Origin of the sequence: Ardenticatena maritima (assembly GCF_001306175.1) — a bacterium.
In the GTDB taxonomy this organism is placed as follows: Bacteria; Chloroflexota; Anaerolineae; order Ardenticatenales; family Ardenticatenaceae; genus Ardenticatena; species Ardenticatena maritima.
The window spans coordinates 626,146-651,047 of the sequence record NZ_LGKN01000005.1 but is presented as its reverse complement, the minus strand read 5'-3'; the positions used below and the strand labels follow the sequence as shown (position 1 = coordinate 651,047).

General features: G+C 61.4%; 21 protein-coding genes. 16 read left to right on the top strand and 5 right to left on the bottom strand.

The window, feature by feature from the left end; genetic code table 11:
• Positions 1-17 precede the first annotated feature (17 nt).
• The 3 genes from SE16_RS10695 (at position 18) to SE16_RS10685 (ending at position 3,705) form a co-directional block, all read left to right on the top strand.
• Positions 18-1,676 carry a sensor histidine kinase gene (locus SE16_RS10695; RefSeq protein ID WP_054491551.1) on the top strand — a complete coding sequence of 553 codons (1,659 nt, stop codon included), beginning with the start codon at positions 18-20 and terminating at the stop codon, positions 1,674-1,676.
• The gene (locus SE16_RS10690) at positions 1,673-2,428 is read left to right on the top strand and encodes a hypothetical protein (RefSeq protein ID WP_054491552.1); all 756 of its coding nucleotides are present in this window, start codon (positions 1,673-1,675) and stop codon (positions 2,426-2,428) included. Before SE16_RS10695 ends, SE16_RS10690 begins: the two co-directional genes overlap by 4 nt.
• Before the next feature lie 383 nt (positions 2,429-2,811).
• Complete coding sequence (locus tag SE16_RS10685; RefSeq protein ID WP_054491553.1) at positions 2,812-3,705, top strand: MBL fold metallo-hydrolase; 894 nt, start codon at positions 2,812-2,814, stop codon at positions 3,703-3,705.
• Between the two features lie 96 nt (positions 3,706-3,801).
• On the opposite strand, the gene SE16_RS16620 is transcribed toward SE16_RS10685, so the two are convergent.
• Entirely contained in the window at positions 3,802-5,085 is a 1,284-nt protein-coding gene (locus tag SE16_RS16620) for a S8 family peptidase (RefSeq protein ID WP_082373707.1), read from the bottom strand.
• Positions 5,086-5,402: 317 nt separating this feature from the next.
• On the opposite strand from SE16_RS16620, the gene SE16_RS10675 reads away from it, so the two are divergent.
• Entirely contained in the window at positions 5,403-6,824 is a 1,422-nt protein-coding gene (locus SE16_RS10675; RefSeq protein ID WP_054491554.1) for a class II fructose-bisphosphate aldolase, read from the top strand.
• A 78-nt stretch (positions 6,825-6,902) separates the two neighbouring features.
• On the opposite strand, the gene SE16_RS10670 is transcribed toward SE16_RS10675, so the two are convergent.
• Positions 6,903-9,464 carry a tetratricopeptide repeat protein gene (locus tag SE16_RS10670; protein ID WP_054491555.1) on the bottom strand — a complete coding sequence of 854 codons (2,562 nt, stop codon included), beginning with the start codon at positions 9,462-9,464 and terminating at the stop codon, positions 6,903-6,905.
• A 232-nt stretch (positions 9,465-9,696) separates the two neighbouring features.
• Here SE16_RS10670 and SE16_RS10665 point away from each other — a divergent pair, with 232 nt between their 5' ends.
• The 12 genes from SE16_RS10665 (at position 9,697) to SE16_RS10610 (ending at position 20,385) form a co-directional block, all read left to right on the top strand.
• A complete protein-coding gene (locus tag SE16_RS10665) occupies positions 9,697-11,892 on the top strand; it encodes a GNAT family N-acetyltransferase (RefSeq protein WP_054491556.1) in 2,196 nt (731 codons plus the stop codon).
• Positions 11,876-12,319, top strand: a complete 444-nt coding sequence (locus SE16_RS10660; RefSeq protein WP_054491557.1) for a hypothetical protein — start codon at positions 11,876-11,878, stop codon at positions 12,317-12,319. Before SE16_RS10665 ends, SE16_RS10660 begins: the two co-directional genes overlap by 17 nt.
• Before the next feature lie 129 nt (positions 12,320-12,448).
• Entirely contained in the window at positions 12,449-13,162 is a 714-nt protein-coding gene (locus tag SE16_RS10655) for an HAD family hydrolase (protein ID WP_054491558.1), read from the top strand.
• An 11-nt stretch (positions 13,163-13,173) separates the two neighbouring features.
• Positions 13,174-14,121 (top strand): ABC transporter ATP-binding protein, encoded by a 948-nt coding sequence (locus SE16_RS10650; protein ID WP_054491559.1) that lies wholly within the window; start codon positions 13,174-13,176, stop codon positions 14,119-14,121.
• Positions 14,118-14,918, top strand: a complete 801-nt coding sequence (locus SE16_RS10645) for an ABC transporter permease subunit (protein ID WP_054491560.1) — start codon at positions 14,118-14,120, stop codon at positions 14,916-14,918. The genes SE16_RS10650 and SE16_RS10645 overlap by 4 nt, the downstream gene beginning before the upstream one ends.
• A 61-nt stretch (positions 14,919-14,979) precedes the next feature.
• Positions 14,980-15,822: a hypothetical protein gene (locus SE16_RS10640; protein ID WP_060687574.1), complete on the top strand. Its 843-nt coding sequence runs from the start codon at positions 14,980-14,982 to the stop codon at positions 15,820-15,822.
• Between the two features lie 94 nt (positions 15,823-15,916).
• The gene (locus SE16_RS10635) at positions 15,917-16,537 is read left to right on the top strand and encodes a cysteine hydrolase family protein (protein ID WP_054491694.1); all 621 of its coding nucleotides are present in this window, start codon (positions 15,917-15,919) and stop codon (positions 16,535-16,537) included.
• A 99-nt stretch (positions 16,538-16,636) separates the two neighbouring features.
• The gene (locus SE16_RS10630) at positions 16,637-17,596 is read left to right on the top strand and encodes a patatin-like phospholipase family protein (RefSeq protein ID WP_054491693.1); all 960 of its coding nucleotides are present in this window, start codon (positions 16,637-16,639) and stop codon (positions 17,594-17,596) included.
• Positions 17,597-17,605: 9 nt separating this feature from the next.
• Positions 17,606-18,052, top strand: a complete 447-nt coding sequence (locus SE16_RS10625) for a putative ABC transporter permease (protein ID WP_054491692.1) — start codon at positions 17,606-17,608, stop codon at positions 18,050-18,052.
• A 153-nt stretch (positions 18,053-18,205) separates the two neighbouring features.
• Positions 18,206-18,844 (top strand): site-2 protease family protein, encoded by a 639-nt coding sequence (locus SE16_RS10620; protein ID WP_054491691.1) that lies wholly within the window; start codon positions 18,206-18,208, stop codon positions 18,842-18,844.
• A 3-nt stretch (positions 18,845-18,847) separates the two neighbouring features.
• Entirely contained in the window at positions 18,848-19,372 is a 525-nt protein-coding gene (locus SE16_RS10615; protein ID WP_054491690.1) for a hypothetical protein, read from the top strand.
• Between the two features lie 23 nt (positions 19,373-19,395).
• On the top strand, positions 19,396-20,385 hold the full coding sequence (locus SE16_RS10610; protein ID WP_054491689.1) for a prephenate dehydrogenase: 990 nt from the start codon (positions 19,396-19,398) through the stop codon (positions 20,383-20,385).
• Between the two features lie 60 nt (positions 20,386-20,445).
• On the opposite strand, the gene SE16_RS10605 is transcribed toward SE16_RS10610, so the two are convergent.
• Genes SE16_RS10605 through SE16_RS10595 form a run of 3 tightly spaced genes read right to left on the bottom strand, consistent with a single transcriptional unit; the run spans position 20,446 to position 24,901 of the window.
• Positions 20,446-22,275, bottom strand: a complete 1,830-nt coding sequence (locus SE16_RS10605; RefSeq protein ID WP_152917990.1) for a hypothetical protein — start codon at positions 22,273-22,275, stop codon at positions 20,446-20,448.
• Entirely contained in the window at positions 22,179-24,428 is a 2,250-nt protein-coding gene (locus tag SE16_RS10600) for a glycoside hydrolase family 2 protein (RefSeq protein ID WP_054491687.1), read from the bottom strand. The genes SE16_RS10605 and SE16_RS10600 overlap by 97 nt, the downstream gene beginning before the upstream one ends.
• Positions 24,404-24,901, bottom strand: coding sequence for a peptidylprolyl isomerase (locus tag SE16_RS10595; RefSeq protein WP_054491686.1), 498 nt, complete (start codon positions 24,899-24,901; stop codon positions 24,404-24,406). The genes SE16_RS10600 and SE16_RS10595 overlap by 25 nt, the downstream gene beginning before the upstream one ends.
• Between the last annotated feature and the right edge of the window lies 1 nt (position 24,902).

Below are 24,902 nucleotides of genomic sequence, written 5' to 3'. Positions count from 1 at the left end.
CCACAAGGTGAAACCCTATGAAACGTCCGGTTGAACAAACCGAAGTAGCGGCTTGGTTGGTCCATGTCGTCTGGCTGATGGTTGTTCTGTTGGTCGCCATTCCCCTGCGCGATACCATTCCCTTCGGGCGCTGGACGATTTTGGGGGCGTTGGGCGCCCACCTCATCGCCTTGCTGACGCTTGTTGTGCCCCGCTTGCCCGCCCGTCGCGGGCGCGAGCTCGCCTTTCTCGCCGACGGGATTTTGCTTCTGCTGGTGTTGCACGTCGCCCAAGGCACACTCGCCAATGTGCTTGTCATGCTCTCGCTCGCGCCGGCGTTCTGGCTGGCGCGCCACTTTGAAGCGCGCTACGGCTTTGCCGCCCTCGCGCTGCTCGCCCTGCTTGACCTCACATTGAACCGTCTGCCGCAAGGCAATGAAGCCATCGTCAGCATCGGTGTCTGGTGGCTGGGGGTGCTGGTGCTCTTCCTGGTGCTGGCATGGCATGAACTTCTGCTCGGCGGCATCGGGCAACTCTCGGCATCCAACAATGTGGATGATGAAATCGGCGCGAACGCCGTCACAACGCTCACCGAGCAGTTGCCCACGCTCTCAGGTGTCGGGCCGATTATCGAAGCGGGCTTGCAAAACGCCGCCAAAGTGCTCGAATCGGCCTACGGCGGCACAGTCCGCGCTATCGGATTCACCTTCAGCCCCACAGACGTCAACCAATTGCTGGTTGTCGCCACCCACAAAATCGAAGCCACGTGGTTTGGGCGGCGCGTCCAATTCGCCTCCCTGCAAGAAGCCTTCAACACGGGGCAAATCCAGGTGGTGCAAGCCGACATCGAAGTGGGGCGCGAATTCCCCATGCTGCGCCAGCACTGGTTGCTGGTTGTCCCGCTCTACATGCGGCTCGACGTGTACGGCGTCATGGTCTTTGGGCTGCGCAAACGCCCCAATATCGAAGAAGACCGCGCCATCACCTACGTGCGCGCCCTCGCCAACCTTGTGAGTTTGTCGCTCCACACGCAAAAAATGGCGCTCGAATTACAGCGCAATCGTGAAGAAATTTTGGCGGACGAAGAGGATTGGCGGCACAAAATGGCGCGTGATTTGCACGATGGTCCCGTCCAGCGGGTGGCGGCCATCGCTATGCAAGCCGATTTCATCATGGCGCTGCTGCGCAACCAGCCCGACCGCGCGCCCGAAGAGTTGCAGCAATTGCGCGAAAACGCGCTGCAAACAGCGCAAGAATTGCGCACACTCATGTTCACGCTCCGCCCGGTGGTGCTGGAAACCGAAGGGCTGGTTCCCGCGCTTGAACAGTACGTGAAGCGCCTGCGTGAACAAGACAACCTGAACATCACGCTCTACGCCGACCCACTCCCCAAAATGGACGATACGCTCGAACAAACCGTCTTCGCCATTGTGCAAGAAGCCGTGGGCAACGCGAAAAAGCACGCCAAGGGGGCGCCCATCACCGTGCGCCTCGAACGAACGGCGCGCGGCTTGCTTGTCCAGGTGCAAGATGAAGGGCCGGGTTTCGACGTTGAAGAAGTGCTTGGGCAATACGGGCGGCGTACCAGTTTGGGCATGGTCAACATGCGCGAACGCGCCGAAATCATCAACGGCGTTCTCGACATCGAAAGCGCCCCCGGACAAGGGACAACCGTCAGCCTCTTTGTCCCGCTATGAGCCTGCTTGCCGGCTGGTCGCGTCAGATATGGCTGTTGGTGCTCCTGGTGGGCACACTCCTCGCCCGAAGCGGCGTGCGCTGGCTGTCGCTTGAATTGCGCGGCGCTCCCTCCCGACGTAGCCGCCGCGCCGTCCGGTGGCGTGCGTTCCTGGCGCGTTCGGGCATCCGCACCACGCTGCGGTGGTTGGTCTATGTTGGCATTCCCTACGTCGCGCTCCTCAGCGGGCTTCTGTTCCCGCACGAACTGGGCTTGGTATGGCCGTCCCGTGAAGCGTGGCGACAAACACTCCCACCGCTTGCCGGATTGACGCTTCTCAGCATGGCGGTGTTTGCCCACGCCGCCTCTACCTGGGGCTCCACCACACCGCCCCCTGAAAGCCTGGCCTGGCGCGCTCCCTTTGGGCTTTTCCTCTTCTGGCCGGATATTCTACTGGTACACACCCATTGGGCGTTCTACCGCGCTATCGGGCTGGTTTTTGGAGTCGGGAGCAGCGCCGTAGCGGTTGGAGTTCTGCTCGTGCTGCTTGAATGGTTGCTTGATCCGGCATGGTGGCGGCGCATGCAACGCCCACACCTTGCCCTGCACCCCCTTTTTCGTGTGCAAAGCCTCTTCATTGCCGCAGTCGGCTTTGCGCTCAGTGGGTCCGCCCTGCCGGCTTTGGCGCTCCATCTCCTGCTTGAACCGCTGCTTTTCGGCGGGCTCTTCTTTCGCCCACCCATGTTGGCGTCTCGGCAATCCTCCAATACTTGAAGGCAACGCGGCTTGCTTCTTCCCCATCTCCTTCTATAATGACGTTGCGTTTCCCGACCGGGTACGTGAAGTGCTGGGCCACGTTGCGCCAACACCTACTCAAAGGGCGCGGATTTCCGCAGAAGCGCAGCGAGCGGCTTCGGCCGAGCAATGCGCTGGTTACGCGCCCACCGTGTGTACACGGGTTCGCACACGTCGCCAGCCACACGGCCCGGTGGAGAAACGCCTGAGAGCCACCGGGGGAACCCGTCCGGTGGCTTTCTCGTTTGTCAAGAGCACCATAAAACCACGCCACCACGTGCAATGTCTATTGCCTTTTCCATTGTTTCGTTTTATGGTTGTAGCGTGCATTGAGAAGAAGACGACGGGGTTGCGGAGTTTCTATGCGCACAGAACGAATTGCCGAGGACATTTACATCTTTACAAGTGAAATCTACGCCCACGTGACGGCAACTGCGATTCTGACGGAAGAAGGAGCGATTCTCATTGATACGTTGCCGCTCCCCGAAGAAAGCCGCGAAATGGCCGCTTTTGTGCGCCGGCGAAGTCCCGAGGGGGTGCGCTATGTCATCAACACACACTTCCACGCCGACCACGTCAACGGCACGTACCTCTATCCCGAAGCGCATGTGATTGCGCATCGCCGTTGCCGCGAGTTTCTGCTCACATTCGGGCAAGAGGCGCTCAACGCCGCCAAAGCCGAAAACCCTGCCCTCGAAGAGGTCGAACTGGTGATTCCCAACATTGTTTTCGACCACGAACTCGCCCTTCGCCTGGGCAATCACCTGCTCTACCTGCTCCACTTGCCCGGGCACACCCCCGACAACATCGGGGTTATCATCGAGGGCAATCGTGTGCTCATCGCCGGTGATGCGGTGTTGCCTGTCCCCTACTTCACGTGGGACCCCAACGTGCCGCGCAATGCCTGGGGGGATTGGCAGACGCTCTACCACACTTTGCAGCGCATTCGCGAAATGAACCTGGAAGCGATTGTCCAGGGGCATGGCGACGTGCTGTTGCGGGGCGAAATTCCCTACATCCTCCAAGACCAGATGCAATACCTGGATTGTCTCCATGAAAAAGCGCAGGCGCTTTTGGACGTTGAGGACGTGCGCGCCGCCATTACCGACAGCATTCCCGAAGATTGCGCATTTGATACGGAAGAACGCAAAAGCAGCATCAGCAGTATTCCGCTTGACGGGCTGGTGCGGTATATGCACCAGGCGAATCTGATGCGCATGTATACGGAGTTGAAAGAACAGCAGGCCACTGCCTAGCGTGTTGTTCCGCAAAAACGCACACGCGGCGCTCTCGATGAGCGCCGCGTTTTGCATTCCACCAGCACGCCCCGACGCACAGGGGCGCTCCGCAGCTCAATAGCCGGACACATTGACCAGCGGCTCTTGCATACCGTCCGGGTCGCCTGTCCAATCGTACGTCCCGCTGGCAACCAAAGCCGCCTGCACATCAGCCGGCGAAGCATACGGATGTGTGGCGCGGTAAAGCGCCGCGGCGCCGGCGACATGAGGCGCCGCCATGGACGTCCCGCTCATCACTGCATACCCACCATCCTTGTATGTCGAATAGACGCACACGCCCGGCGCCGTCAAATCAACATCAGCGCCATAATCGCTGAACGCCGCCCATCCATCGTCCGGGGTTGTGCAGTCGGTAGATGTTCCCAATCCGCCCGGCTTCCCATCGTAATCTGCGATGGCTGAAACAGTTATCACTTCATCGTAGCGAGCGGGAATGTAATTGCCGGCATCCGCCGCAAAATTGCCGGCTGCCACCACAAACGTCACCCCGGCGGCAACCGCATTGCAAATGGCTTCATGCAGTCCGGCGTCCGTACACGTCCCCTCTTCACCAATGCCGCTCATGCTCATATTGGCTACGTCTATCCGCCCGGCATGCGCCGCAACCCAATCAACACCACACAGCAAACTCTCGCTCGTCCCATAACCCAAATCATTGAACACCTTGATAGCCCACAAACGCGCACCGGGCGCAACACCCACAACACCAAAGCCGTTATCGCGCGCCCCAATAATGCCCGCCACATGCGTCCCATGCCCGTAGCCGTCGTCAAACTGCCGCTTGGGCCCGCCCAAACAGTTATACCCACCAACCACGTTCAAGTCGGGATGATCAACATCAATGCCGCTATCAATCACCGCCACATCCACATCCACCATGCCCGTTCCGTCCCCCGCCACGACACTGCTCACCGTCGCGCCAATGCGGGCAATCCCTGGTGGCACTGTCTGCGGTCCAGAATCGGTACTGCTCCCACCACCGCCGCAGTTCAAGCGGCACGGTTTCCCTTCCAACACAAAGGTTTGATTGGACAGCACCGCCTTCACCCGTGGGTCGCGTTTCAAGGCTTCGGCGCGCTCGGGGGACATCGTCACCGCAAAGCCACGTACCGCATGGCGATAGACATGCCCCACACGCAGCGCATGCACCCGCTGCATCTCATCAGCCACACGCTCCGCATCCTCGCGCGCATTCAAAATGACGATAAACGAGTTCGGAATCACGCCGGGCGTTCCCGCGTGCACAAGAGGCGTCTGGTGTTCACTCTGCCCAATCAAGAACGCCAACAGCGCCACAATCCCCGCCAACACGCCGCGCCAAACACGTCCGTATAGCATTGCCTGCCCTCCCTTGGTTTCTGCATATGCTTTCACACAAATCGCTTGCAGTGTACTGCGTCGCAGGCGCGGCTCAATGGGAAAAAACTTTTGCTATGCTTTGAGGACTTTTCGCCAATTTGACATACTTATTTTTGGTGCATACGACGCGGAATGTTGGCGTTTTTTTGCGCGGAATGTTCCACGAAATCTTTTTGAAGGAACAAACCCAAGAAGGCTTGCCGTGCGTTCAAAGGCACAATATAATCGCCACTGCCGAACCGGCACAATCGAGATGAACACAAAGAGGTGTTCACAGAAGAAAGGAGAGGGAAACGATGATCGTCCAAAGTGTGCCCGAACTGCTCAAAGCGTTGGAAGGCGTCGTGCAGGTTGACGGCAACCAGGTGAGTGTGCTCGATGAAGCCGCTTTGCCGCAAAAAGCCGAATTGCTCGCCTGGAACGCCGTCTTTGGCGAAGGGCTTGTTCGCGATTATACCCGCTGGCTCCTTTGGGAACTGGGTTTGGCAGTCGGCATCTTGCCCGCTTCCATTCACGACCTCTACATGGCGCGTGGGCGCGGCGAAGTGCCCACCAACTTCACAGTACCCGCCATGAACATTCGCGGCATGACCTTCAACACCGCCCGCGCCGCTTTCCGCGCCGCCACACGTTTGAATGTCGGCGCGCTGATTTTTGAGATTGCCCGCAGTGAAATCGGCTACACCGACCAACGCCCCGCTGAATACCTTTCCGTGCTCATCGCCGCGGCATTGGCGGAAGGTTGGCGCGGTCCGCTCTTCGTGCAGGGCGACCACTTCCAGGTGAGCGCCAAAGGCTACAAAAACGACCCGGAACGTGAAGTCAATGCCGTCAAGCAACTGATTGAAGAAGCCATCCAGGCCGGTTTCTACAACATTGACATTGACACGTCCACACTGGTGGACCTGAGCAAACCTACTCTGGACGAGCAACAACGCCTCAACTACGAACTGTGCGCCTCGCTGACGATCTTCACCCGCTCGCTGGAACCGGAAGGCGTCACCGTTTCGCTGGGTGGCGAAATTGGCGAAGTCGGCGGCAAAAACTCGACCCCCGAAGAACTGGACGCCTTCATGGAAGGCTACACGCGCACACTCGCCGCCCACAACGCCGATATGCCCGGCATCAGCAAAATTAGCGTGCAAACCGGCACGAGCCACGGCGGCGTTGTCCTGCCCGACGGCACGCTGGCACAAGTCAAGGTGGACTTCGACACGCTGGCGACATTGAGCCGCCGCGCCCGCGAAAAATGGGGCATTGGCGGGGCTGTCCAGCACGGGGCTTCTACACTGCCGGACGAAGCCTTTGGCAAGTTCCCCGAATGTGAAACGCTGGAAATTCACCTGGCGACGGGCTTCCAGAACATCCTTTACGACCTCGCACCGCAAGACTTCGTCGCCGAGGTGTACGAATTCATCAAAGCCAACTTCGCCAACGAGTGGAAGGAAGGGCAAACCGAAGAGCAATTCCTCTACAAGACCCGCAAGAAGGCGTTTGGTCCGCTCAAGCGCCAGTGGTGGGAATTGCCCGCCGACGTGCAAGCCACCATGCGCGAGGCATTGGAGAAAAAGTTTGCCTTCCTGTTTGAACGCTTGAACGTGCAGAACACGACCGACCTGGTGGCGCAAGTCGTCAAACCGGTGGTGCAGCACCGCCCGGCGCCCACCAGCGCCCAAACCGAAGCCGACCTGGAAATTGCGTCGGACTTGTCCGACTGAGCCATGCATGCCAACGCAAAAGCGGTGGTCTTTTCAGACCACCGCTTTTTTGCTTCCTCCGGTTGCGGCGTTGCTTCGCTAGATTTTGCGAATCGCCTCGCGGTATTGGTCGGCGGCTTCACGCAAACGCCCCAAACGTCGATAGACATCGCCCAACAACTGGTGCGGTTGCGCCCCCGTCTTCCCTGTGTTGACCCAAAGCAACAAGGCTTCCGCCAATGCTTCGTCCTGCCCACCTTCCTGGTAAATACGCTGGAACAAGCGCAACGCTTCACGTTCCTTGCCCTGTTGCGCGAGATGGAGCGCTTCCATGAGTTCAGGGCTAAACGTGCCTTCAATCGCCCACGTCATGCTTTCGGCTTCTGCGGCTTCCACGGCGGGTGTTGCACTTTCCTCTTCGCCCTCAATCGGCGCAGATGGCGGCTCGCGCAAATCGCCAAGCCAGTCGGTGTGTCCCCGCTCTTCCGCCGGCTCCTCCTCAATGGGCGGCACGTCTTCCAAACCGGGTTCTTCCTCAACAACCGCGGGCGTCTCCGCTTCTTCGGCGGGCGCTTCCGGCGCAACCGGTTCGGGCGTGGGCGTGAGGGCTTCGGCAGGCGGCGCTTCAACGTCGGCGGTCGGTTCCGCCGGCGCGGGGGCTTCCGCCAACAGCGCCTCGGTCGCCTCGCGCAGGTCCGCACGCCAATCCGCGGCGGGCGCTTCCGGCACAACCGGTTCGGGCGTGGGCGTGGGGGCTTCCGCAGGCGGCGCTTCAACGTCGGCGGTCGGTTCCACTGGCGCGGGGGCTTCCGCCAACAGCGCCTCGGTCGTCTCGCGCAACTCCGCGCGCCAATCCGCGACGGGTGCTTCCGGCGCAACCGGTTCGAGCGTGGGGGCTTCCGCAGGCGGCGCTTCAACGTCGGCGGTCGGTTCCGCCGACGCGGGGGCTTCCGCCAACAGCGCCTCGGTCGTCTCGCGCAACTCCGCGCGCCAATCCGCGGCGGGTGCTTCCGGTGCAACCGGTTCGAGCGTGGGGGCTTCCGCAGGCGGCGCTTCGACGTCGGCGGTCGGTTCCGCCGACGCGAGGGCTTCCGCCAACAGCGCCTCGGTCGTCTCGCGCAGGTCCGCACGCCAATCCGCAGCGGGCGCTTCCGGCGCAACCGGTTCGGGCGTGGGCGTGAGGGCTTCCGCAGGCGGCGCTTCAACGTCGGCGGTCGGTTCCGCCGGCGCGGGGACTTCCGCCAACAGCGCCTCAGTCGTCTCGCGCAGGTCCGCACGCCAATCCGCAGCGGGCGCTTCCGGCGCAATTGGTTCGGGTGTGGGGGCTTCGGCCTCAGCCTCAGCCAACCGCAACGCTGCTTCCCACGCTTCAACCACTCCCTCTGTTTCCGCCCGCAACGCAATCAACCATTCCGGCAGGGTGGAAAGATCGGGCAGTTCAACCGGTTCCAGGGCTTCAAATGCACGCGCGACAGCATCTCGCATGGCCTCTTGCAAGTCCTGCTCATCGGTTGCCGGCGGTTCATCAACAATCTCAAAACCGACAACCTCATCGCCGGGTTCTTCGGGGTACTCAATTCCCAAGTCGTCCAGCGAGATGACCTCCGCTTCTTCTTCGGTCTGCTCACTCGCTTCAAATTCGTCCAAAAAAGAAAGGTCTTGCGGCTCTTCGGCGCTTTCCAGCGTCTCGTCCCAGGGGGCGGTTTGTTCGGCTTCCCAGGCGGCAAGCACGGCATCGGTCTCGCGGCGCAACGCAATACGCCAATCTTCCGACGGCGCCACTGTTTCTGTCGCACCGCCAAAGATGTCTTCTTCCAGCGTTTCATCAAACAAGCCGACCGTCGCAAACCAGTCGGTGGTCTCTTCGGAAGCGGCTTCCTTCTCTTCTTCCTCAGCGCCTGGGAGCGGCACAACAATTGTTTGCAAGGGAATCACGCTGTTGGCGCCAAACAACCTGTGCGCCATGCGTCCTTCCGGGTCGAGCATACGCGCGCGTTCCAGATACTGAGCGGCGCGGTTCGACTGGCTCTCTTCTTCCCAAAACTGCCCCACAATCAAATTGGCTTTGAGAGCGTTGGGCAGTTCGTTCAACACTTGTTCCGCTTGCTGGACGGCCTCTTTGCGATAGCCCGCATGCCAGTACGCTTCAGCAAGCGCAACGCGCAAATCCACGCGGTCGGGGTCGTCTTCAAGGTCAATGCGGAGTTCCTGGATGGCGAGTTCATAGCGCTGATTGCGCAAATGGACGCGTCCGAGCGCCGCATGGTTCATCTTCAAACGCCCCGGACGCCGTCCGGTATGCTGTTCGTACAAATTGCGCAGTTGTTCGCGCACATAGACATTGTTCGGCTGCAATTCAAACGCGCGCATCATGTGCCAGATGGCTTCGTGGAGCAGATTGCGCTCTGCGTAGATAAGCCCCAGCCCGGCGTAGGCGATAAAATCCTCGGGGTCGGCGCTGAGTACGCGGCGAAAGAGGTCAATGGCGTCATCATGCATGCCTTTTTCCAACGCCGCTTGCGCCAACAGACGATACGCAGGGAGATAGCGCGGGAACAACTGCAAAACATGTTGCGCCCAAACAATCGCCTCATCGTAGGCTTCTTGTTCCAGAAACTCATCTACTTTTTGCACATACTCCGAAAGGGGCAGTTGCTCCATGCAGAATTCCCCCGGTCTTTTTGCTCATTTTCGGTCATTTGCATGCGTATGGCTTTTTGTATTGTGCCAGTAGGCTGACCTCTTGTCAACGTTGTTGGGCGGCAAAAAAGAGAAAGCATTGACCAAAGAGGCGCTCTGTTCTATGATACAAAATGCGACAACAAACATTCCGACTTCTATTTGATACTTTGACTCATCCCGCTGCGTGGCAGCGATAACAAGGAGTAGAGCCTTGACAACCGAAAATACGTTCCTGAGCGGCTATCCGAAGACCGTCCCAATTCGGCGTGGGCAACATATCGTCATCCGCCCAATGCGCGCCGATGATACCGAAGGGTTGCGCCAACTGTTCGCCGATGTGGATGAAACCGAGTATCGCGTTTTACGCGACGACGTCTCCAATCCAGACGTGATTGCCTCGTGGACGGCAAACATCAATTTCGATGAAGTGATTCCGCTGGTTGCTGAACTGGATGGGCGCATTGTTGGCGATATTCGTTTGCATCGCCAACGGGTCGCGCCTTATGAAAAAATTGGCGAAATCCGCTTCTACGTTCATCCGCGCTACCGCAAACGCGGCATTGGCAAAGCCCTGGTGCGCGAAATTTTGCAGATTGCGCGTGCGGTGGGGCTGGAAAAAATCGTCGTCGAGTTTTATGTCGAGCATCGCGGGTTGATTACAGCCTTCGAGCGCATGGGGTTCGAGCGTGAGGCGATTTTGCCCACGTACCAGGTGATTGTGCTGAGTTATGACCTGACACGTACCCCCGAACCTGAACGCCCGCCCATTGCGCACGCCGACCATTTGCCGCCCTTGCCGCTCTGGCCGGATCGCCGCTTCTTTGGCATGACGCCTGAGCGGTATCCGGAACGGCTCAACCTGTGCGAAATTTTGCTGGACGCCGTAGTACAAAGCGCATGGGCGGAACGCCCGGCGCTCATCACCGAAACCGAAACCATCTCGTATGACCTTCTGCTGCAAGAAACAACCCGCCTTGCGGGCGGCTTGCGTTCGCTTGGCGTTCAGGAAGCCGACCCGGTCCTGATTTACTTGCCGAACATTCCGCAAGCCGTCACCGCCAATTTTGCCGTGCAACGCTTGGGCGGCATCAGCGTGCCCGTCCCGCCCCAGCTTTCGCGCCGCGAAGTAGGGTACATCATTCGCGATAGCGAGGCGGGGGTAGCTATCACCACCGCCGACCTTCTGCCTGAGCTGTTGCGCGCCCGTGGCGCTGAAAAATTGCACCACATCGTTGTTGTCGGCGGCGGCAACGACATCCCCGAAGGCCCGCGCATCGTGCGCTACGCCCACCTGGTGGCGCGCAGTGCCGCAGTAGACCCCGTGCGCCGCAGTGGGCAAGAAGTGGCGCTGTTGCTGTACACGTCGCGCGAGGATGGACGCCCCAAGGGGACGGCACACCTGCTTGAAGAAATCCTCAGCGTCGCCGACATCATGGGCAAGCATCTCTGGCATGTCAACGAAGACGACGTGCTCGCCAGCCCGGCGCCTTTGGGATTGGGGCAAGGGTATCTGACATGGGGCATCATTCCTTATCGCTTTGGCGCCGCGGCGTACCTGTTGCCCGGTCTCGATGGGCAAGCGCTGGCGAACGCCATTCGCCAACACCCCATCACCATCCTGAACATGGTGCCAACCGGCTATCGCCGCCTGCTCGAACTCGAAACGCTGACCGAAGACGACGTGGCAAGCCTGCGGCTCTGCATTGCTTCAGGCGAGGCGCTGACCATTCACACGTACCGCGCTTGGTACGAACGGTTCGGCTTCCCCATTTTGGAAGCCTTTGCGACCACCGAAATGCTGGGGCAATTCCTTTCCAACGCGGTCAACATGCAACCCAAGCCCGGCTCATTGGGGCGCGTGGTCCCCGGCTATGAAGTGCGCATTGTGGATAAACATGGCCGCGAACTGCCCGATGGCGAAATCGGCTTTTTGGTGGTGCGTGGTCCCAGCGGCACGCTCTACTGGAACGACCCGCAAGCGCAGGAGCAGAGCGTCTGGCACGGGTGGAACGTGGTCGGCGATTACGCCTACCGCGATGAAGATGGGTACTTCTGGTACGTCGCGCGGCAAGACGACCTCATCAAGAGCGGCGGCTTCCGCATTGACCCGCTTGAAGTGGAGTGGGTGTTGCGCGAGCACCCCGCCGTGGTGGACGCCGCCGTCGTTGGTCTGCCAGACCCCATTCGGGGGCAAGCCGTGCACGCCTTCGTTGTGCCCAAGCCCGGCGTCCAGGCGGATGACGCCCTCGCGCAATCTATTTTGGAAAGCCTGCATGGTCGGCTTGCCGAATACAAAATTCCCACCTCGTTGACGTTCATCGAGTCCATTCCTCGTGGACCTGATGGCAAATTGATTCGCCGAATGTTACGCGAACGGGTACGGTTAGGCCATGATCGAATTCTCTAACTCACTCTTCAACGACCTGGGACCGATTGACAAAGTTCTGGGCGCCATCGCCCTCTGGGTAGTGGGCATGTTCGTGGTGTACTACGTGTACACCTACGTGCTCCCGGTGTTGCGTTCGCGCGCCCGCCTGATCCCCTTCCTCAAACGCATGAGCCACATGCTCATGGAATATGCGTTCATGTTCTTCCTGATTTTCCTTTTCATCTACGGGCTGAACACCGTGGTGGGCGTGCCCCTGCCGGGCGACATCGCCGCCGAACTGGGGCTACGCGACCCCAGCGGCGCAGCCCGCTCACTCATGGACGCGCTGCGCAATTTCAGCCCGCGCCCCACCATCTTGCTGGTACTTCTGCTCACCGCGCTCTTGTCCCTCTGGTTCGTGCATACTGTGCGCAGCCTCGTTGCGCGCCGCCGCTCTGGCTCGTAAGCATACGCCGCACGCGTCATCAGGGCACGGTTGCATACCGTGCCCTTCTTCATTTCTCCGAATACCCAAACAAACGTATGATTGGCCTACCAAACAAGAATCAACCAACAACGCCAAGAGGAGACCGCTGTGCGCGCTTTATTGCTCGACCTGGACGATACGCTCTTGCTCAACAGTGTGGACGCCTTTTTACCCCGCTACTTCCGCGCCCTGAGCGCCGCCTTTGCCGACCTGGTACCGCCGGAACGCTTTCTCGACACCTTGCGCACCGCCACCATGCAAACCATCGCCAATACCGACCCCACCCGTACCAACGCCGAAGTCTTTTGGGAAGCGTGGGAACATCTGCTCCCCGAACTGCGTTCCCAACGCGATGAAGTGCGCCGACGCACCGAACACTTCTACCGCGAGGTGTTCCCCACGCTGAAAGGCGATACACGCCCCGTTGAAGGCGCGCGCGAGGTGATTACCTGGGCGAAAGAGCAGGGGCTGGCGGTCGTGATTGCCACCAACCCCATTTTCCCCATGGCGGCGATTCGCGAACGCTTGCGCTGGGCGGAACTGGACGACCTCGACTTCGACTTGATTACGTCCTACGAAAACATGCACTTCACCAAACCCCAACCGCACTACTACCGCGAGATTGCCGACGTGTTGGGCATCACCCCCGAAGAGGCTGTGATGGCGGGCAACCACATCACCAACGACCTCGTCCCGGCGCACGCGGTGGGCATGCGCACCTTCCTGGTGAATCTTGCGCCTGTGCGCGACGCCCCCTTCACCCCCGACGGCGAAGGGGATTTGTTCGCACTGCGCGCATGGCTGGCGCAACACCTGGCATGAGGGCATCCACCATGAGTGTATCCTTTCTGATTGAAACATCGCACCTCACCAAACGCTTTGACGGCGTCACCGCCGTGGAAGACCTGAGTCTCCACGTCAAACGCGGCGAAGTGCTGGCGCTGCTCGGACCCAACGGAGCGGGGAAAACAACCACCATCCGCCTGTTGCTGGGGCTTTTAGCCCCCACCGAGGGCACAGTCCACGTATTGGGCTACGACATGCGCCGCCGAAGCCAAGCCGAGCAAGCACGCGCCCGCGTGGGGGTGCTCACCGAGACGCCCGGTCTCTATGAAACCCTCAGCGCGCTTGAAAACCTGCGCTTCTTCGCCGCGCTCTACAACGTGCGCAACGCCGAGAGCGCCATCGAAACCTACTTGCGCCTGGTGGAATTGTGGGACCGCCGCCATGAGCGCGTGGGCACATTCTCCAAAGGAATGCGCCAGCGGCTGGCATTGGCGCGCGCCCTGCTCCACGAACCCGACATCCTCTTTCTGGACGAGCCAACCAGCGGACTTGACCCCGCCGCCACACGTCGCATCCGCGAACTCCTGCTCGACCTGAAAACGCAAGGGCGCACCATTCTGCTCACCACGCACAACCTGGATGAAGCCGAACGCCTTGCCGACCGCATCGCCGTCCTGCGTACACGCTTGCTGGTCATAGACACGCCCGAGGCGCTGCGCTTGCGGCTGTACGGGCGGCGTGTGCGTATCGAATGCTCGGCGCCGTGTCCGCAGGCGCTTGAAATCGTGCAAGCGTTGCCCTTTGTGCGCCATGTCGCCGCTTCATCTGAGAACACGTTGCTTGTGCAAGTCGAATCGCCCGAGGAACAGAACCCCGCCCTCATCGAAGCGCTGGTACAAGCAGGGGCAAAAATTCGCTGGGTGGAAGAAGACCGTGTCTCCCTTGAAGACGTGTATCTGCAACTGGTTGGTGATACAGAGGAGGAAGCGGTATGAGATGGCACTATGTCCGCGCCGTCCTCACCAAAGAATGGCACGAACTCGCTCGCCAGCGCATGATCTGGTCGGCTATGCTCATCCCCCTGCTCGTCACAATGGTGATTCCCATCATCACCGTGCGCAGTATGGGCGCCGAAGAAGCCCTCGACCGCGACACGGTCGAACTCGTGAGCCGTTTCACCGCCGCCATCCCCGAACTGGCCGCCCTCTCGCCCGATTTGCAGGTCGCGGTCGTCATGTTGCGCATGTTCAGCATGATGTTCCTGCTCATTCCCGTGGTTGGGGCGCTCAACATTGCCACCTATGCCATTGTGGGCGAAAAGCGCAACCGCACCCTGGAACCTGTGCTCACCACGCCCATCCGCCCGCAAGAACTTCTGCTGGGCAAAAGCATAGCGGCTGTTGTCATTCCCATGCTCACCACCTGGCTGGGCTATGTGCTCTACATTTTCATCATCACCTTCTTCCTGGACGCGCGCCTGCGCCCCTACCTGCTGGACACCGCCAGCCTGCTCATGATTTTTGTACTGGCGCCCTTCGTGGCGCTGTTTGGGCTGGGCGGCGGCATGATTGTCTCCACACGGGCAAACGATGTGCGCGCCGCGCAACAAGTCGGGGGGCTGGTGGTGTTGCCGGTGGTGGCGCTCTTCGTGGGGCAAGCGCTGGGCTGGCTCATCTTCGATACGTGGCTCATGCTGCTTGCGATTGCCGGCGCAATCGTGCTCGACATTGTGCTGTTGGGCATCAACGTCGCCCTGTTCGACACGGAGCGCATTTTGACACGCTGGACGTAAACGCCAACAATTCTCAGCATCGACCCACATCAGGAAAGAAGCCGAACAGACCATGAGGACGATGAACGAAGCCAACGAACTCGCCCAACTGCTCAACATCGTATGCAGCGCCACCGTCGAAGCCATACGCGACGATGATACGGCACGCCGCGAAGCGCTGGCGGAGCAACTCGACACGCTGCGCGCCGACATCCGCGACGAATCACCCACGGTGGCGCACTTTTTCGGCGTGCTGGCAGCGTGGCTGCGCGGTACACTCCCCGACGACGCGACCATCCGCGCGCTGCCCACACCCTTTGCGCGCGCCCTACGCCAAATGCTGCGCGAAACCGGCGCGCCAGCCCCCGCGCCGGAAGCCCCCATCAGCCAGCAAACCCTGGCGCAACTGGTGGCCGCCGTCGTCGCCGCCGCCAAGCACAAAGACCCCGAACCAGCCCGCAAACTCGCCGCAACCATCATCAACATCGAAACCCAACTGCCCGATTCAGCCCGCGCCGACGCATTGCCCTTCTTTGAAAACTTGCGCGCGCTCCTGGGCGGCGCCGACGCCCGCACCCTGCCGCCCCCCGCCGCCGAACCCTACGCATCAGTCTGGCAAACCGTGCTCTACCTGGTGAGTGTCGGCGAGGATATGAACACCGTCGCGCGGCAAGCCCTGCTGGACCGCCTGATTCACAACACGCAATTTGTGCGCCGCAGCGGCGATGAAACGCTCGCGCAGCAACTGGCAACCGCTTTGCTCGACGTTCAACGGAGCGCCGCCGAGCAAAACGCCAGCGACATCGCCACGCTTGTCGCCGCCGTGCGGGCGCTTTTGCTGGGCTACGACCCCACGCCTTACGCCGAAGCCCTGCAAGGCGACGTGCGCGACGCTTGGGAGCGCATTCTGGCGGAAAACGCTTAGTGTCTTTTTCACACTTACTTGACAGGATACGCAAGAGTCGCCACAATAAAAGCGCCGTACCGACCCGACCAGGACAATCAAGGAGGAGGCGGCTATGAGCATCCAATTTGTTCCCGGCGAAACCGTCGCTGTGCCCGAAATTGCGTTCAAAGAACGTGTTGAACTCCCCGCCGACAAGACGGCGCTCATCATCGTGGATATGCAAAACGATTTTGTGAAAGAAGGCGGCACATTGGTCGTGCCCGCCGCGATTGAAACGGTGCCCAACATCCAGCGCCTGCTGGAACGCGCGCGTAGCGCCGGCGTCAAAGTCGTCTTTACGCAAGACACGCACTTCGACGGCGACCCTGAATGGCAAATCTGGCCGGAACACTGCCGCGCCAACACGTGGGGGTGGGAAATCATCGAAGAACTCAAACCGCAAGAGGGCGAACTCATTTGCCAGAAGAACCGCTACGATGGCTTCTACGGCACCTGGCTCGACCACTTCTTGCGTGTGTGGGGCGTTGAAAACGTGGTCATTGTGGGCACGGTGTCGAGCATCTGCGTGTTGCACACCGCCGCCTCGGCCGGCTTGCGCTGGTACAACATCGTTGTGCCTGCTGACGGCGTCTCGGCGCTGAACGACTTTGACCAGGCGCTCACCTTGCGGCAAGTCTCCTGGCTCTACACTGGGAGCGTCACCAAAAGCGTGGATGATATTGCGTTTACGTAAGTACACCCAAGCGTCAACGCATCTCAATCATGAACGGCATCGGCTGGTCAAGGGGATGAGCCTTCCCCTGACCAGCCACCAAGAAGGAAGGTTGTTGCCATGTTAGCATTCGTACTCAGTGGCGGAGGTAATCGCGGCGCGTTGCAAGTCGGAGCGCTGCAAATTCTGCTCGAAGCGGGCATCGTGCCCGATATGCTTGTGGGCACATCTGTGGGCGCGGTCAACGCCGCCTTCCTGGCAGTAGACCCCACTCCTCGCGGCGCGTATCGGCTCGCCGACATCTGGCGGCGCGTCCGCAAGGATGACCTGTACCCCGGCACACACCTGACGGCGCTCTGGAACACCATCCGCGGGCGCGAGGGGCTCTTTTCCAACGCCAACTGGTTCGCCTTCTTGCAGAAGCACACACCCGCCAAGCGCTTTGGCGACCTGCGCATCCCCGCCTACGCCGTCGCCACCGACCTGGAAACAGGGCGGCAAGTTGTCTTTGGCGACAACCCGGACGACCCCATTGTGGACGCGCTCATGGCGAGCACCGCATTGCCCCCTCTGCACCCCCCTTGGGTGTACGAAGGGCGGCGCTTGATTGACGGCGGCGCGGTGGCCGACTTGCCCGTGCGCGTCGCCATTGAGCGAGGCGCAACGGAGATTATCGCGCTCAACCTGGCTAACCCCCACACGCCCGGCGAACAACTGCGCTCACTGGTAGGCATCATGAACCGCGCCGTCTCGGTGTTGATTTGGCGGCACGTGGAAGCCGACCTGGAACACGCCGCCATGCTGGGCAATGTGCGCCTGCGCACCATTGACCTGCGCGTGGAAATGACGCTTGCACCGTGGGATTTCAGCCAAACCTCGCGCCTGATTGCCGAAGGGCGCAATATCACCCGCCGCGCACTCGAAGCCGACCCATACCAACTCACCCCACCTCAGCAACGCCTGCGCGACCGTCTCGCCGAAACGCTTTCCGTCAAGACGGCAAGCATGTTCCGCAAAACAACCGCCTGGATGCGGCGCAACGCGGCTTCTTCGCCGGAGACGCGCAACGCACGCCCCTGATTCGTTGCCATGTGGACGCGTTTTTTCATCTACGGCATGCTGGGATGGTGTGGTGAAATTGTGTGGACGGCGCTGCACGACAAGGTCAGCGGCTACAATCGCCGTTGGGACTTGCGCGGCACAACCTACCTCTGGATGTTTCCCATCTACGGCTTGATTGCCCCGCTGTTCGAGCCGGCGCACAATCTGCTGCGCCCCTTGCCCTGGGGCGTGCGCGGGCTGGCGTACATGCTGGGGTTCTTCACCGTGGAGTACGCCAGCGGCTGGCTGTTGCGCCGCCTGACCGGCGCATGCCCCTGGGATTACAGCAAACGGGCACGCTGGCACCTGCACGGGCTGATTCGCTTCGATTACGCCCCCGTTTGGTTTTTCGTCGGTCTGCTGCTGGAACGTGTGCATGACATGCTGGTGCTCCTCACCCCCGCGCTGCAAGAAGCAGTGCGCGCCGTCTGGTAGCCGCACGCCCCTCTCTGCACAGAAGCGCACCGCTTGCCCCCCCGGCGTGCCCTACGCCAAAGCACGCTTCACCCACACCCCACGCGCTGGAATTTTCCCAATGTGTGTTATACTTTGAGGCGCAAACCCAATCGAAGCCAAAGGAGCGCGGCCTTGTTTGTCAATTCCGTTGCCGAATTCATCGCTGTTGCCATCGCGGTTGTGCTTGCGATTACGGTGCACGAATTTGCCCATGCGTGGGTTGCCGACCAGATGGGCGACCCCACACCACGCCGCGAAGGGCGCGTCACGCTCAATCCGCGTGCTCACCTCGACCCGCTGGGCACGCTTTTGTTCTTCATCGCCGGCTTTGGCTGGGGGAAACCCGTCAACAGCAACCCGCGCTACTTGCCGGGGGGCGTGCGTGGGCTGGCACTGGTGGCGGCGGCGGGACCGCTCTCGAATATCGTGCTGGCGATTCTGTTCGCTCTTCCCTTGCGCCTGGGCGTGGTTGACCTCGCCACGCAAGGGGGGCGTCTCATTCCCAGCCTTGGCTTGATATACTGGAACGTGATTTTACTCAACGTGGTGCTGGCGGTTTTCAACCTCATTCCGCTTGCGCCGCTTGACGGCTCGAAGGTGTTGGCTTTTTTCATCCCGCCGGCGTGGATGCTCCAGTACCAGCGCATTCAGGAGATGGGGCCATTGTTGCTGTTGGTGTTGATTTTCCTGCCCCGTTTCATTGGGCTGGACATTCTTGGCATGCTCATCAGCCCGCCCATTCGTCTCATTCTCACCCTGTTGCTTGGGTAGCCTATGAACCGGGCGCGCTGGCTCTATCGCATTCAGCAAGTGGTTCGCCACCTGCTCGATCGCCCAGCGGCGGACGATGACGCCCTGGCAGCCGCCCTGCTGCCGCCGCCGCTCATGGCGCTGTTTCGGGGCATGTCGCCCAGCGACCAGGCGCACGCCGCGCGCGTCTGTCGGGCGTTGATGCGACAAGGCTACGATGACCCCATTCTTCTGCAAGCCGCCTTGCTGCACGATGTCGGCAAAGCCGGGGGCGTGCCGATTGTCTACCGTGTGCTCTACGTCTTGCTGAAACGGTTCGCCCCCCGCCTGCTGGAAACGCTGGCAGACCGCACGGCGCCGGTTGCGCGCTGGCGGCAACCGCTGGTACGATTAGCCCACCACCCGGCAATCGGCGCCGAGATGGCGGCGCACGCCGGCGCTCACGCCGATGTGGTCGCGCTCATCCGCGCCCACCAGGACGGGCGCGAGTGCCCGCCACACTTGCACGAACACCTTGCCGCTTTGCAAGCGGTAGATGACGCGAATTGAATGTGCGAAAGGAGCAAAGGCGCATGAGTCAATTGAAAGTGAGTATCATCGGAACGGGAACCATTGGCACCTCTTTGGGGTTGGCGCTGAAAAACAGCCAGGCGTCGGTCGAAATCACCGGACACGACCTTGAACACGAACACGCCGGTCAGGCGCTCAAAATGGGGGCGCTTGACCATACCCACTGGAACTTGCCCAAAGCCGTTGAAGGCGCCGACCTCGTCATTCTGGCAACGCCGTTGTCGGCAATCCGCGAAACACTGTTGCACATTGCCGAAGACCTGCGCCCCGACGCGGTGGTGATGGATGTTGCCGAGTTGAAAAAGCCGGTGCTGGCGTGGGCGACGGAATTTTTGCCCGATACGGTGCACTTCATCAGCACGAACCCGCTGGTGTCCGTGCCTTCTCGTGGTCCGGCCGGCGCCTCGGCGACACTTTTCACAGGCAAACGCATTGCCCTTGTGCCGTCGGCCAACGCCAAGAGCGCCGCCCTTGACTTGGTCACAAACGTTGTGCAGGTCATCGGGGCTGAACCGCTCTTCATCAGCGCCGAGGAAAACGATTCGATGGTCGCGGCGATGCGCCAAATCCCGCTCATGCTCAAAGTGGCATATGGGCACCGGATCTTTACTTCCCCCACTTGGCGCGAAATGCGCGAGATGGTGGACCAAACGTTTGCGGCGTTCACGGCATTGCCGACCAACGATGTGGAAGAACTGTACACGCTGCTCTTCTCCAACCGCGCCGCCCTGCGCCATTGGGTGAACGCCTTGCAAGACACGTTGAGCCTGTTGCAAGCCTTCCTTGAAAGCGACCCCGTTGAGGAACAAGAGCAACACGAGCGCCTGCGGCAGATGATTGCTACACTTCTGGAACAACAAGAGCAATGGGATACAGGGGTTGAACAAGAGGAAGTCGAGCGGTTTGACACGGCTATGCGGCAAGCGAAAGAAATCACCAGCCTGGAACAACTCTTGTACGGGCGGTTCTTCCGTCGCCGCCGCAAAGATTGACGCCCCCGCTGAGGAACACGCAAAGCACCACAAACAGCCCCCGCGCGGGGCTGTTTTGTTTCACCACTCTTCGACCCGCGGCAAGTAGCCCGCACGGCGCAAAGCCGCAATCAGGTCGTCCACGCGGTCTTCATCCACCACCACCGTGCGGCGGTTGAGCACTTCGCGGATGAAGGGGCGCAGATGCGGCAATCGGCGCACCTCTTCCAACAACTCCGGGCTATCCACTTCCAGCAGAACAACGCGGCGCACACGCATACGCCCGAAGCCGGCGACCCACGCCCAAAATTGTTCTTCCACTTCGGGCGGCAGGGCGTTGTCGGCGGTGTGCCGCAAGAAGGCGATAATCCGGTCGGGGTGGCTCCCTTCCAGCAAGACGTTGATGATGCGCTCACGGTCCAGGCGGTAGCGGTGCGGCGGTTCTATCGGCACGCTCAAGCGTTCCAGGTGCAGGCGCTCCCAATCGTCCGCCCCTTCGGGCACAAAAATGGCGCCGTCCGGTTCGATGCGCACCGGGCGACGGGGGGGCGGGGCAGGCAACGCGACGTCGTGCCCCAGGAAAGCCGCCCCTTCGCGCGTGATGCGGAACGCAATAGCCTGCGGGGTTGGCGAATCATCGTAGCCGACTTCGACGATGTTCAGCCATTGCAGAGGGCCACGCAAAAAATAGCGCAACAAGCGCCCTTCCACCTCATCCCACGACTCCCAGCCGCGCAAAAAGCGCCCTGTGCGCGCGTCTCGAATGTACCAGGATTCATAGTCGCCGGTCGGGCGCTGAAAATCGGGGTCCACCCGCTTGACGGCGGCGACAAACGAATCCACGCTCACCCACGTATCCAACGGCACCTGTGCCAACCAGTGCAGGAGACGGCGGCGCGTCTGAAAGGGGTCGTTGCGCCAGCCGGTGCGTTCAAAGCGCAGTTCGGGCACACGCCACAGTTCGTTCCATGTCTGGTCAGCCGCCCACGCCCGTTGCAATGAAAAGAGACGGCGCACGCGCGGTGCTTCGAGCCAGCGGCGCACGCGCGGCAAAGCCGGACGCAGCAATCCGCGGCGGTCGGTTTCGATGAGATGCAACGCACGCAACAGGTGCAACAGCAACCCCAGGCGGCGGGTTTCGCGTTCGTGCCCAATGTGCGGTTCGGGGTAGCGCAGGCGTTCGTTGATACGCGCCAGCACTTCGGGCGGCACATAGCGTCCATCCACCGGCGGGGCGGGGTTTTGCTGCAATTCGCTGAGTACCACAAACGCGTCTTCCACAAACGCCAAGCCGGCGGCGCGCACATGCGGCGGTTCGGCAACCGCTTCGACCGAAAACTGCACGGGCGGCGTTTCCACCGGCGGCAACAGCGGCAACAAATCGGATGGAATGTAGCAAATGCGCCCGCGAAATTCGCCCACCACGCCAAACGTGATGTGAATCAGCCCCAAGTACCAGAGCCGCTCCGTCGGTGAGATGGGATGCTCCCATGGGCGCTCGCGCTCCAAACGTCCCGCCCCCAATTCGCGGATGTCGCCGTATTCGCGCATGATGCGGTGCGCGGGGAAAGCGCCCCCTTCGGCAATCAGGCGGTCGAGCACGGCGCGCTCTTCCGGCGTGAGCACGTCCAGCACCCACGCCACGGTTTCGGGATGGGCGATGTGCTCGGCGAGCACGCGCGGCAATTCACTGCGCGGCACGCGGCTGACGTCCAGGTTGTAGCCGGCGGCAATGGCGCGCAGCAAGGGCACCGGATGTTGTTCAAGTGATTCGCGCAAATCTTTGAGCATGGTCTGGTTCTCAGGCGTCGGGTTCAGAAGCGCATGACCAATTTTGCCACGAAACGGCGCAAGCGATAAGCCGGCGGCACCGCCCCCATGTCCACACGCCGCAGGTCGTACATTTCCCACGTGAGCACCTGTTCGCCCCGCCAAAGTTCGATGCGCCAGACCGGTTCGTCCAGGGTGAGGGTGAACCGCCACGCCGGTGTCGCTGCCGACGGCAAGGCGGTGCATGTGGTTTCGTGACGCACGCGCCCCCCTTCCAGAATACGCACGCGCAGGTTATCCAGCGGGTGTGGGGTATCGTTCACCACCCAGACCGTGCCGCGCAAGGTGTCGCCGCGCGCGTAGGCAGCGGGCGGCACATCGAGCGCGGGGGCAACGGGAGCGTAGAGCCGCGCCAGACGTTTGAGGGCGGCTTTGGGGCGCCCGTCATGGTCAAGGAGCGCCCACGAGATAGCCGGCCACGGTTCATTGTACTGCCAGATGAGAACGCCTGCGGCTTCCGCTTTGCGGCGGCGCTGATGTTCCACCACCAGTTGCACCCCCCACGCCTGCGCCTGCTGGCTCGCCAGCACCGCCTCTTCGGCGGAGCGGGGCATGCGCCCCCCTAGCCAGGCGCGCACGTACCGCTCGGCTTTGTTCCATTCGCCGTAGCGGCGCACCCAGGCGGGATTGGGGGGCCAAATGGGGGCGTCGGGTTCGGCGCGCCGCCAGGTGTCAAGCGACGGCAAGGCTTGCAAGCCGGCTTCGCTGATGATTTGGGCGTTGTCGGTGGTGTAGGTGGTGAGGGGCGCAAACCCATGCCAAACCAGCCACTGGTGCGATTCGCCGGCGGACGGCGAGGGCGGTTTGAAGGGACGGGTGGGGTCTTCCCGCTGAACAGCGCGCCGCAAACGCTTCACCAGCGGCGCGTTGCGGCGCGGACCGTATTCGTTGCCGGCGCAATAGAGCGCGACCGAGGGATGCCCACGCACCGCCCGCACAATGGCGGCGGCGCTGGTTTCGGCAAGGTCAAGAAACGCGCGGTCGCGCGGAAAGCGGTCGAGGAAGGCGCAGGCGAACGGCAAATCCTGCCAGACGAGCAAGCCCAGTTCATCGCACACATCATAGAAGGCGCGTTTTTCACGCAGACCGCCCCCCCACACGCGCACGATGTTGGCGTTGGCGTCGCGGATACCGCGCACCAGCGGTTCGTAGTCGGCGCGGGTAAGCCGCCCGTAAAGCAGGTCGGCGGGCACCCAATTGACGCCGCGCATAAAAAACGGCGTCCCGTTGACCTGCAAACGCCACCCATCCCACACCAGCCGGCGCAAGCCAAACGTTGTATGCCGGGCGTCGCTTTCGCCGTCGCCGTCGAAAACACGCACATGCAGGGCGTAGCGTGTGGGCGTCCCAATGTCCCACGGAGACCAGAGGCGCGGTTGGGTGATAGGCAACCGCACGGGCACGCGCTGCCGCCCCGGATGCAGGTTGACCACGGCGGTCACGCCTTCCAGCGTCTGCGGTTCGCCCACCACCTGCCAGCGCAGTTCCAGCCGCACACGCTCCGGGCGGGCGGCGTCCAGTTCGAGCCAGGCGCATGGGGCGTTGGGGTTGCCGTCCACCCAGACGTTGCGCAGGTGCACGCTGCCGGTAGTGATGAGGTGGACATCATCCCAAAGCCCGAAAGCAAGCAGGCGCGGGGCGAAATCCCAGCCGTAACTCATCTGGCAACGCACATGCCCCAAGCGCGGATGGTAGGCGCACAGGCTTTCGGGGGGACGGTGCAATCGCCGCGCTATCGGCTTCCAAAGGCGGTCGAGCCACGACCAGCGCGGTTCAGGCCAGGCGTGGGGTCCCCAGAAACGCACGGCGAGCGTGTGGGTGTGGGAGCGTCCATCGCGGGGGAGAAAGGGCGTGAGTTCGAGATGCGCGGGCACAAACTGCCCAATGTGGCGCGTCACGCGGTGCGTGTTCCACCAAACATCGGCTATGTAATCCAGCCCATCGAAGCGCACAAAGGCACGCTGGTGCGGTTCGAGGGCGAGGTCAATGGCGCACGTGTACCACCAATCGCGGGTTTCCACCCAGGCGGCGCGGTGTGCGCCATCGGCAACGTCGGGGTCGGGGAGCAGGTGGTGGTCAAGCAAATCAGCCTGCACATGACCGGGCACCTGCGCCGTGCGCCAGACGGCGACATGCGCCCGGTCGTCGTCGGTGAAAGCGAGCGGCTGGGGCGGCGCTTCACCAAATCGCCAGGCACGCCCGTTGAGGCTCAGGCGTTGGGCGCGGGGTCGCATTCTTCAATGAGCACTTCTTCCATCACATCCCCAACTTCCAGCCTATCCACAACATCCATCCCCTCGATGACCTTCCCAAAGACCGTATGGCGTCCATCGAGGTGCGGCTGGGGTGTGTACACGATGAAAAACTGCGAGCCGTTCGTATTCGGTCCCGCGTTGGCCATGCTGACCGCCCCTCGTTCGTGGCGGTGCGGGTTGCCGCGCACTTCGTCCTCGAACCGATAACCAGGTCCTCCCCGACCGGTACCGGTCGGGTCGCCCCCTTGCGCGACAAAGTTGGGGATGACACGGTGAAACGTAACCCCATTGTAAAAGCCGTCACGCGCCAGAAAGACGAAGTTGTTGACGGTTTTGGGGGCGGCGTCGGCAAAGAGCCGAATGCGGAACGCCCCTTTGTTGGTGCGGATAACCGCTTCGTACTGTTTCGTGGGGTCAATCACCATGTCGGGATAGCGGCGATACTGTTTCATG

What these genes read in the sequence shown, in the direction of transcription:
- SE16_RS10685 (WP_054491553.1), top strand. Translation starts at nt 2,812, where the DNA reads ATGCGCACAGAACGAATTGCCGAGGACATTTACATCTTTACAAGTGAA.
- SE16_RS10595 (WP_054491686.1), bottom strand. Translation starts at nt 24,901, where the DNA reads ATGAAACAGTATCGCCGCTATCCCGACATGGTGATTGACCCCACGAAA.
- SE16_RS10615 (WP_054491690.1), top strand. Translation starts at nt 18,848, where the DNA reads ATGAACCGGGCGCGCTGGCTCTATCGCATTCAGCAAGTGGTTCGCCAC.
- SE16_RS10645 (WP_054491560.1), top strand. Translation starts at nt 14,118, where the DNA reads ATGAGATGGCACTATGTCCGCGCCGTCCTCACCAAAGAATGGCACGAA.
- SE16_RS10650 (WP_054491559.1), top strand. Translation starts at nt 13,174, where the DNA reads ATGAGTGTATCCTTTCTGATTGAAACATCGCACCTCACCAAACGCTTT.
- SE16_RS10600 (WP_054491687.1), bottom strand. Translation starts at nt 24,428, where the DNA reads ATGCGACCCCGCGCCCAACGCCTGAGCCTCAACGGGCGTGCCTGGCGA.
- SE16_RS10640 (WP_060687574.1), top strand. Translation starts at nt 14,980, where the DNA reads ATGAACGAAGCCAACGAACTCGCCCAACTGCTCAACATCGTATGCAGC.
- SE16_RS10625 (WP_054491692.1), top strand. Translation starts at nt 17,606, where the DNA reads ATGTGGACGCGTTTTTTCATCTACGGCATGCTGGGATGGTGTGGTGAA.
- SE16_RS16620 (WP_082373707.1), bottom strand. Translation starts at nt 5,085, where the DNA reads ATGCTATACGGACGTGTTTGGCGCGGCGTGTTGGCGGGGATTGTGGCG.
- SE16_RS10635 (WP_054491694.1), top strand. Translation starts at nt 15,917, where the DNA reads ATGAGCATCCAATTTGTTCCCGGCGAAACCGTCGCTGTGCCCGAAATT.
- SE16_RS10660 (WP_054491557.1), top strand. Translation starts at nt 11,876, where the DNA reads ATGATCGAATTCTCTAACTCACTCTTCAACGACCTGGGACCGATTGAC.
- SE16_RS10630 (WP_054491693.1), top strand. Translation starts at nt 16,637, where the DNA reads ATGTTAGCATTCGTACTCAGTGGCGGAGGTAATCGCGGCGCGTTGCAA.
- SE16_RS10690 (WP_054491552.1), top strand. Translation starts at nt 1,673, where the DNA reads ATGAGCCTGCTTGCCGGCTGGTCGCGTCAGATATGGCTGTTGGTGCTC.
- SE16_RS10675 (WP_054491554.1), top strand. Translation starts at nt 5,403, where the DNA reads ATGATCGTCCAAAGTGTGCCCGAACTGCTCAAAGCGTTGGAAGGCGTC.
- SE16_RS10610 (WP_054491689.1), top strand. Translation starts at nt 19,396, where the DNA reads ATGAGTCAATTGAAAGTGAGTATCATCGGAACGGGAACCATTGGCACC.
- SE16_RS10670 (WP_054491555.1), bottom strand. Translation starts at nt 9,464, where the DNA reads ATGGAGCAACTGCCCCTTTCGGAGTATGTGCAAAAAGTAGATGAGTTT.
- SE16_RS10695 (WP_054491551.1), top strand. Translation starts at nt 18, where the DNA reads ATGAAACGTCCGGTTGAACAAACCGAAGTAGCGGCTTGGTTGGTCCAT.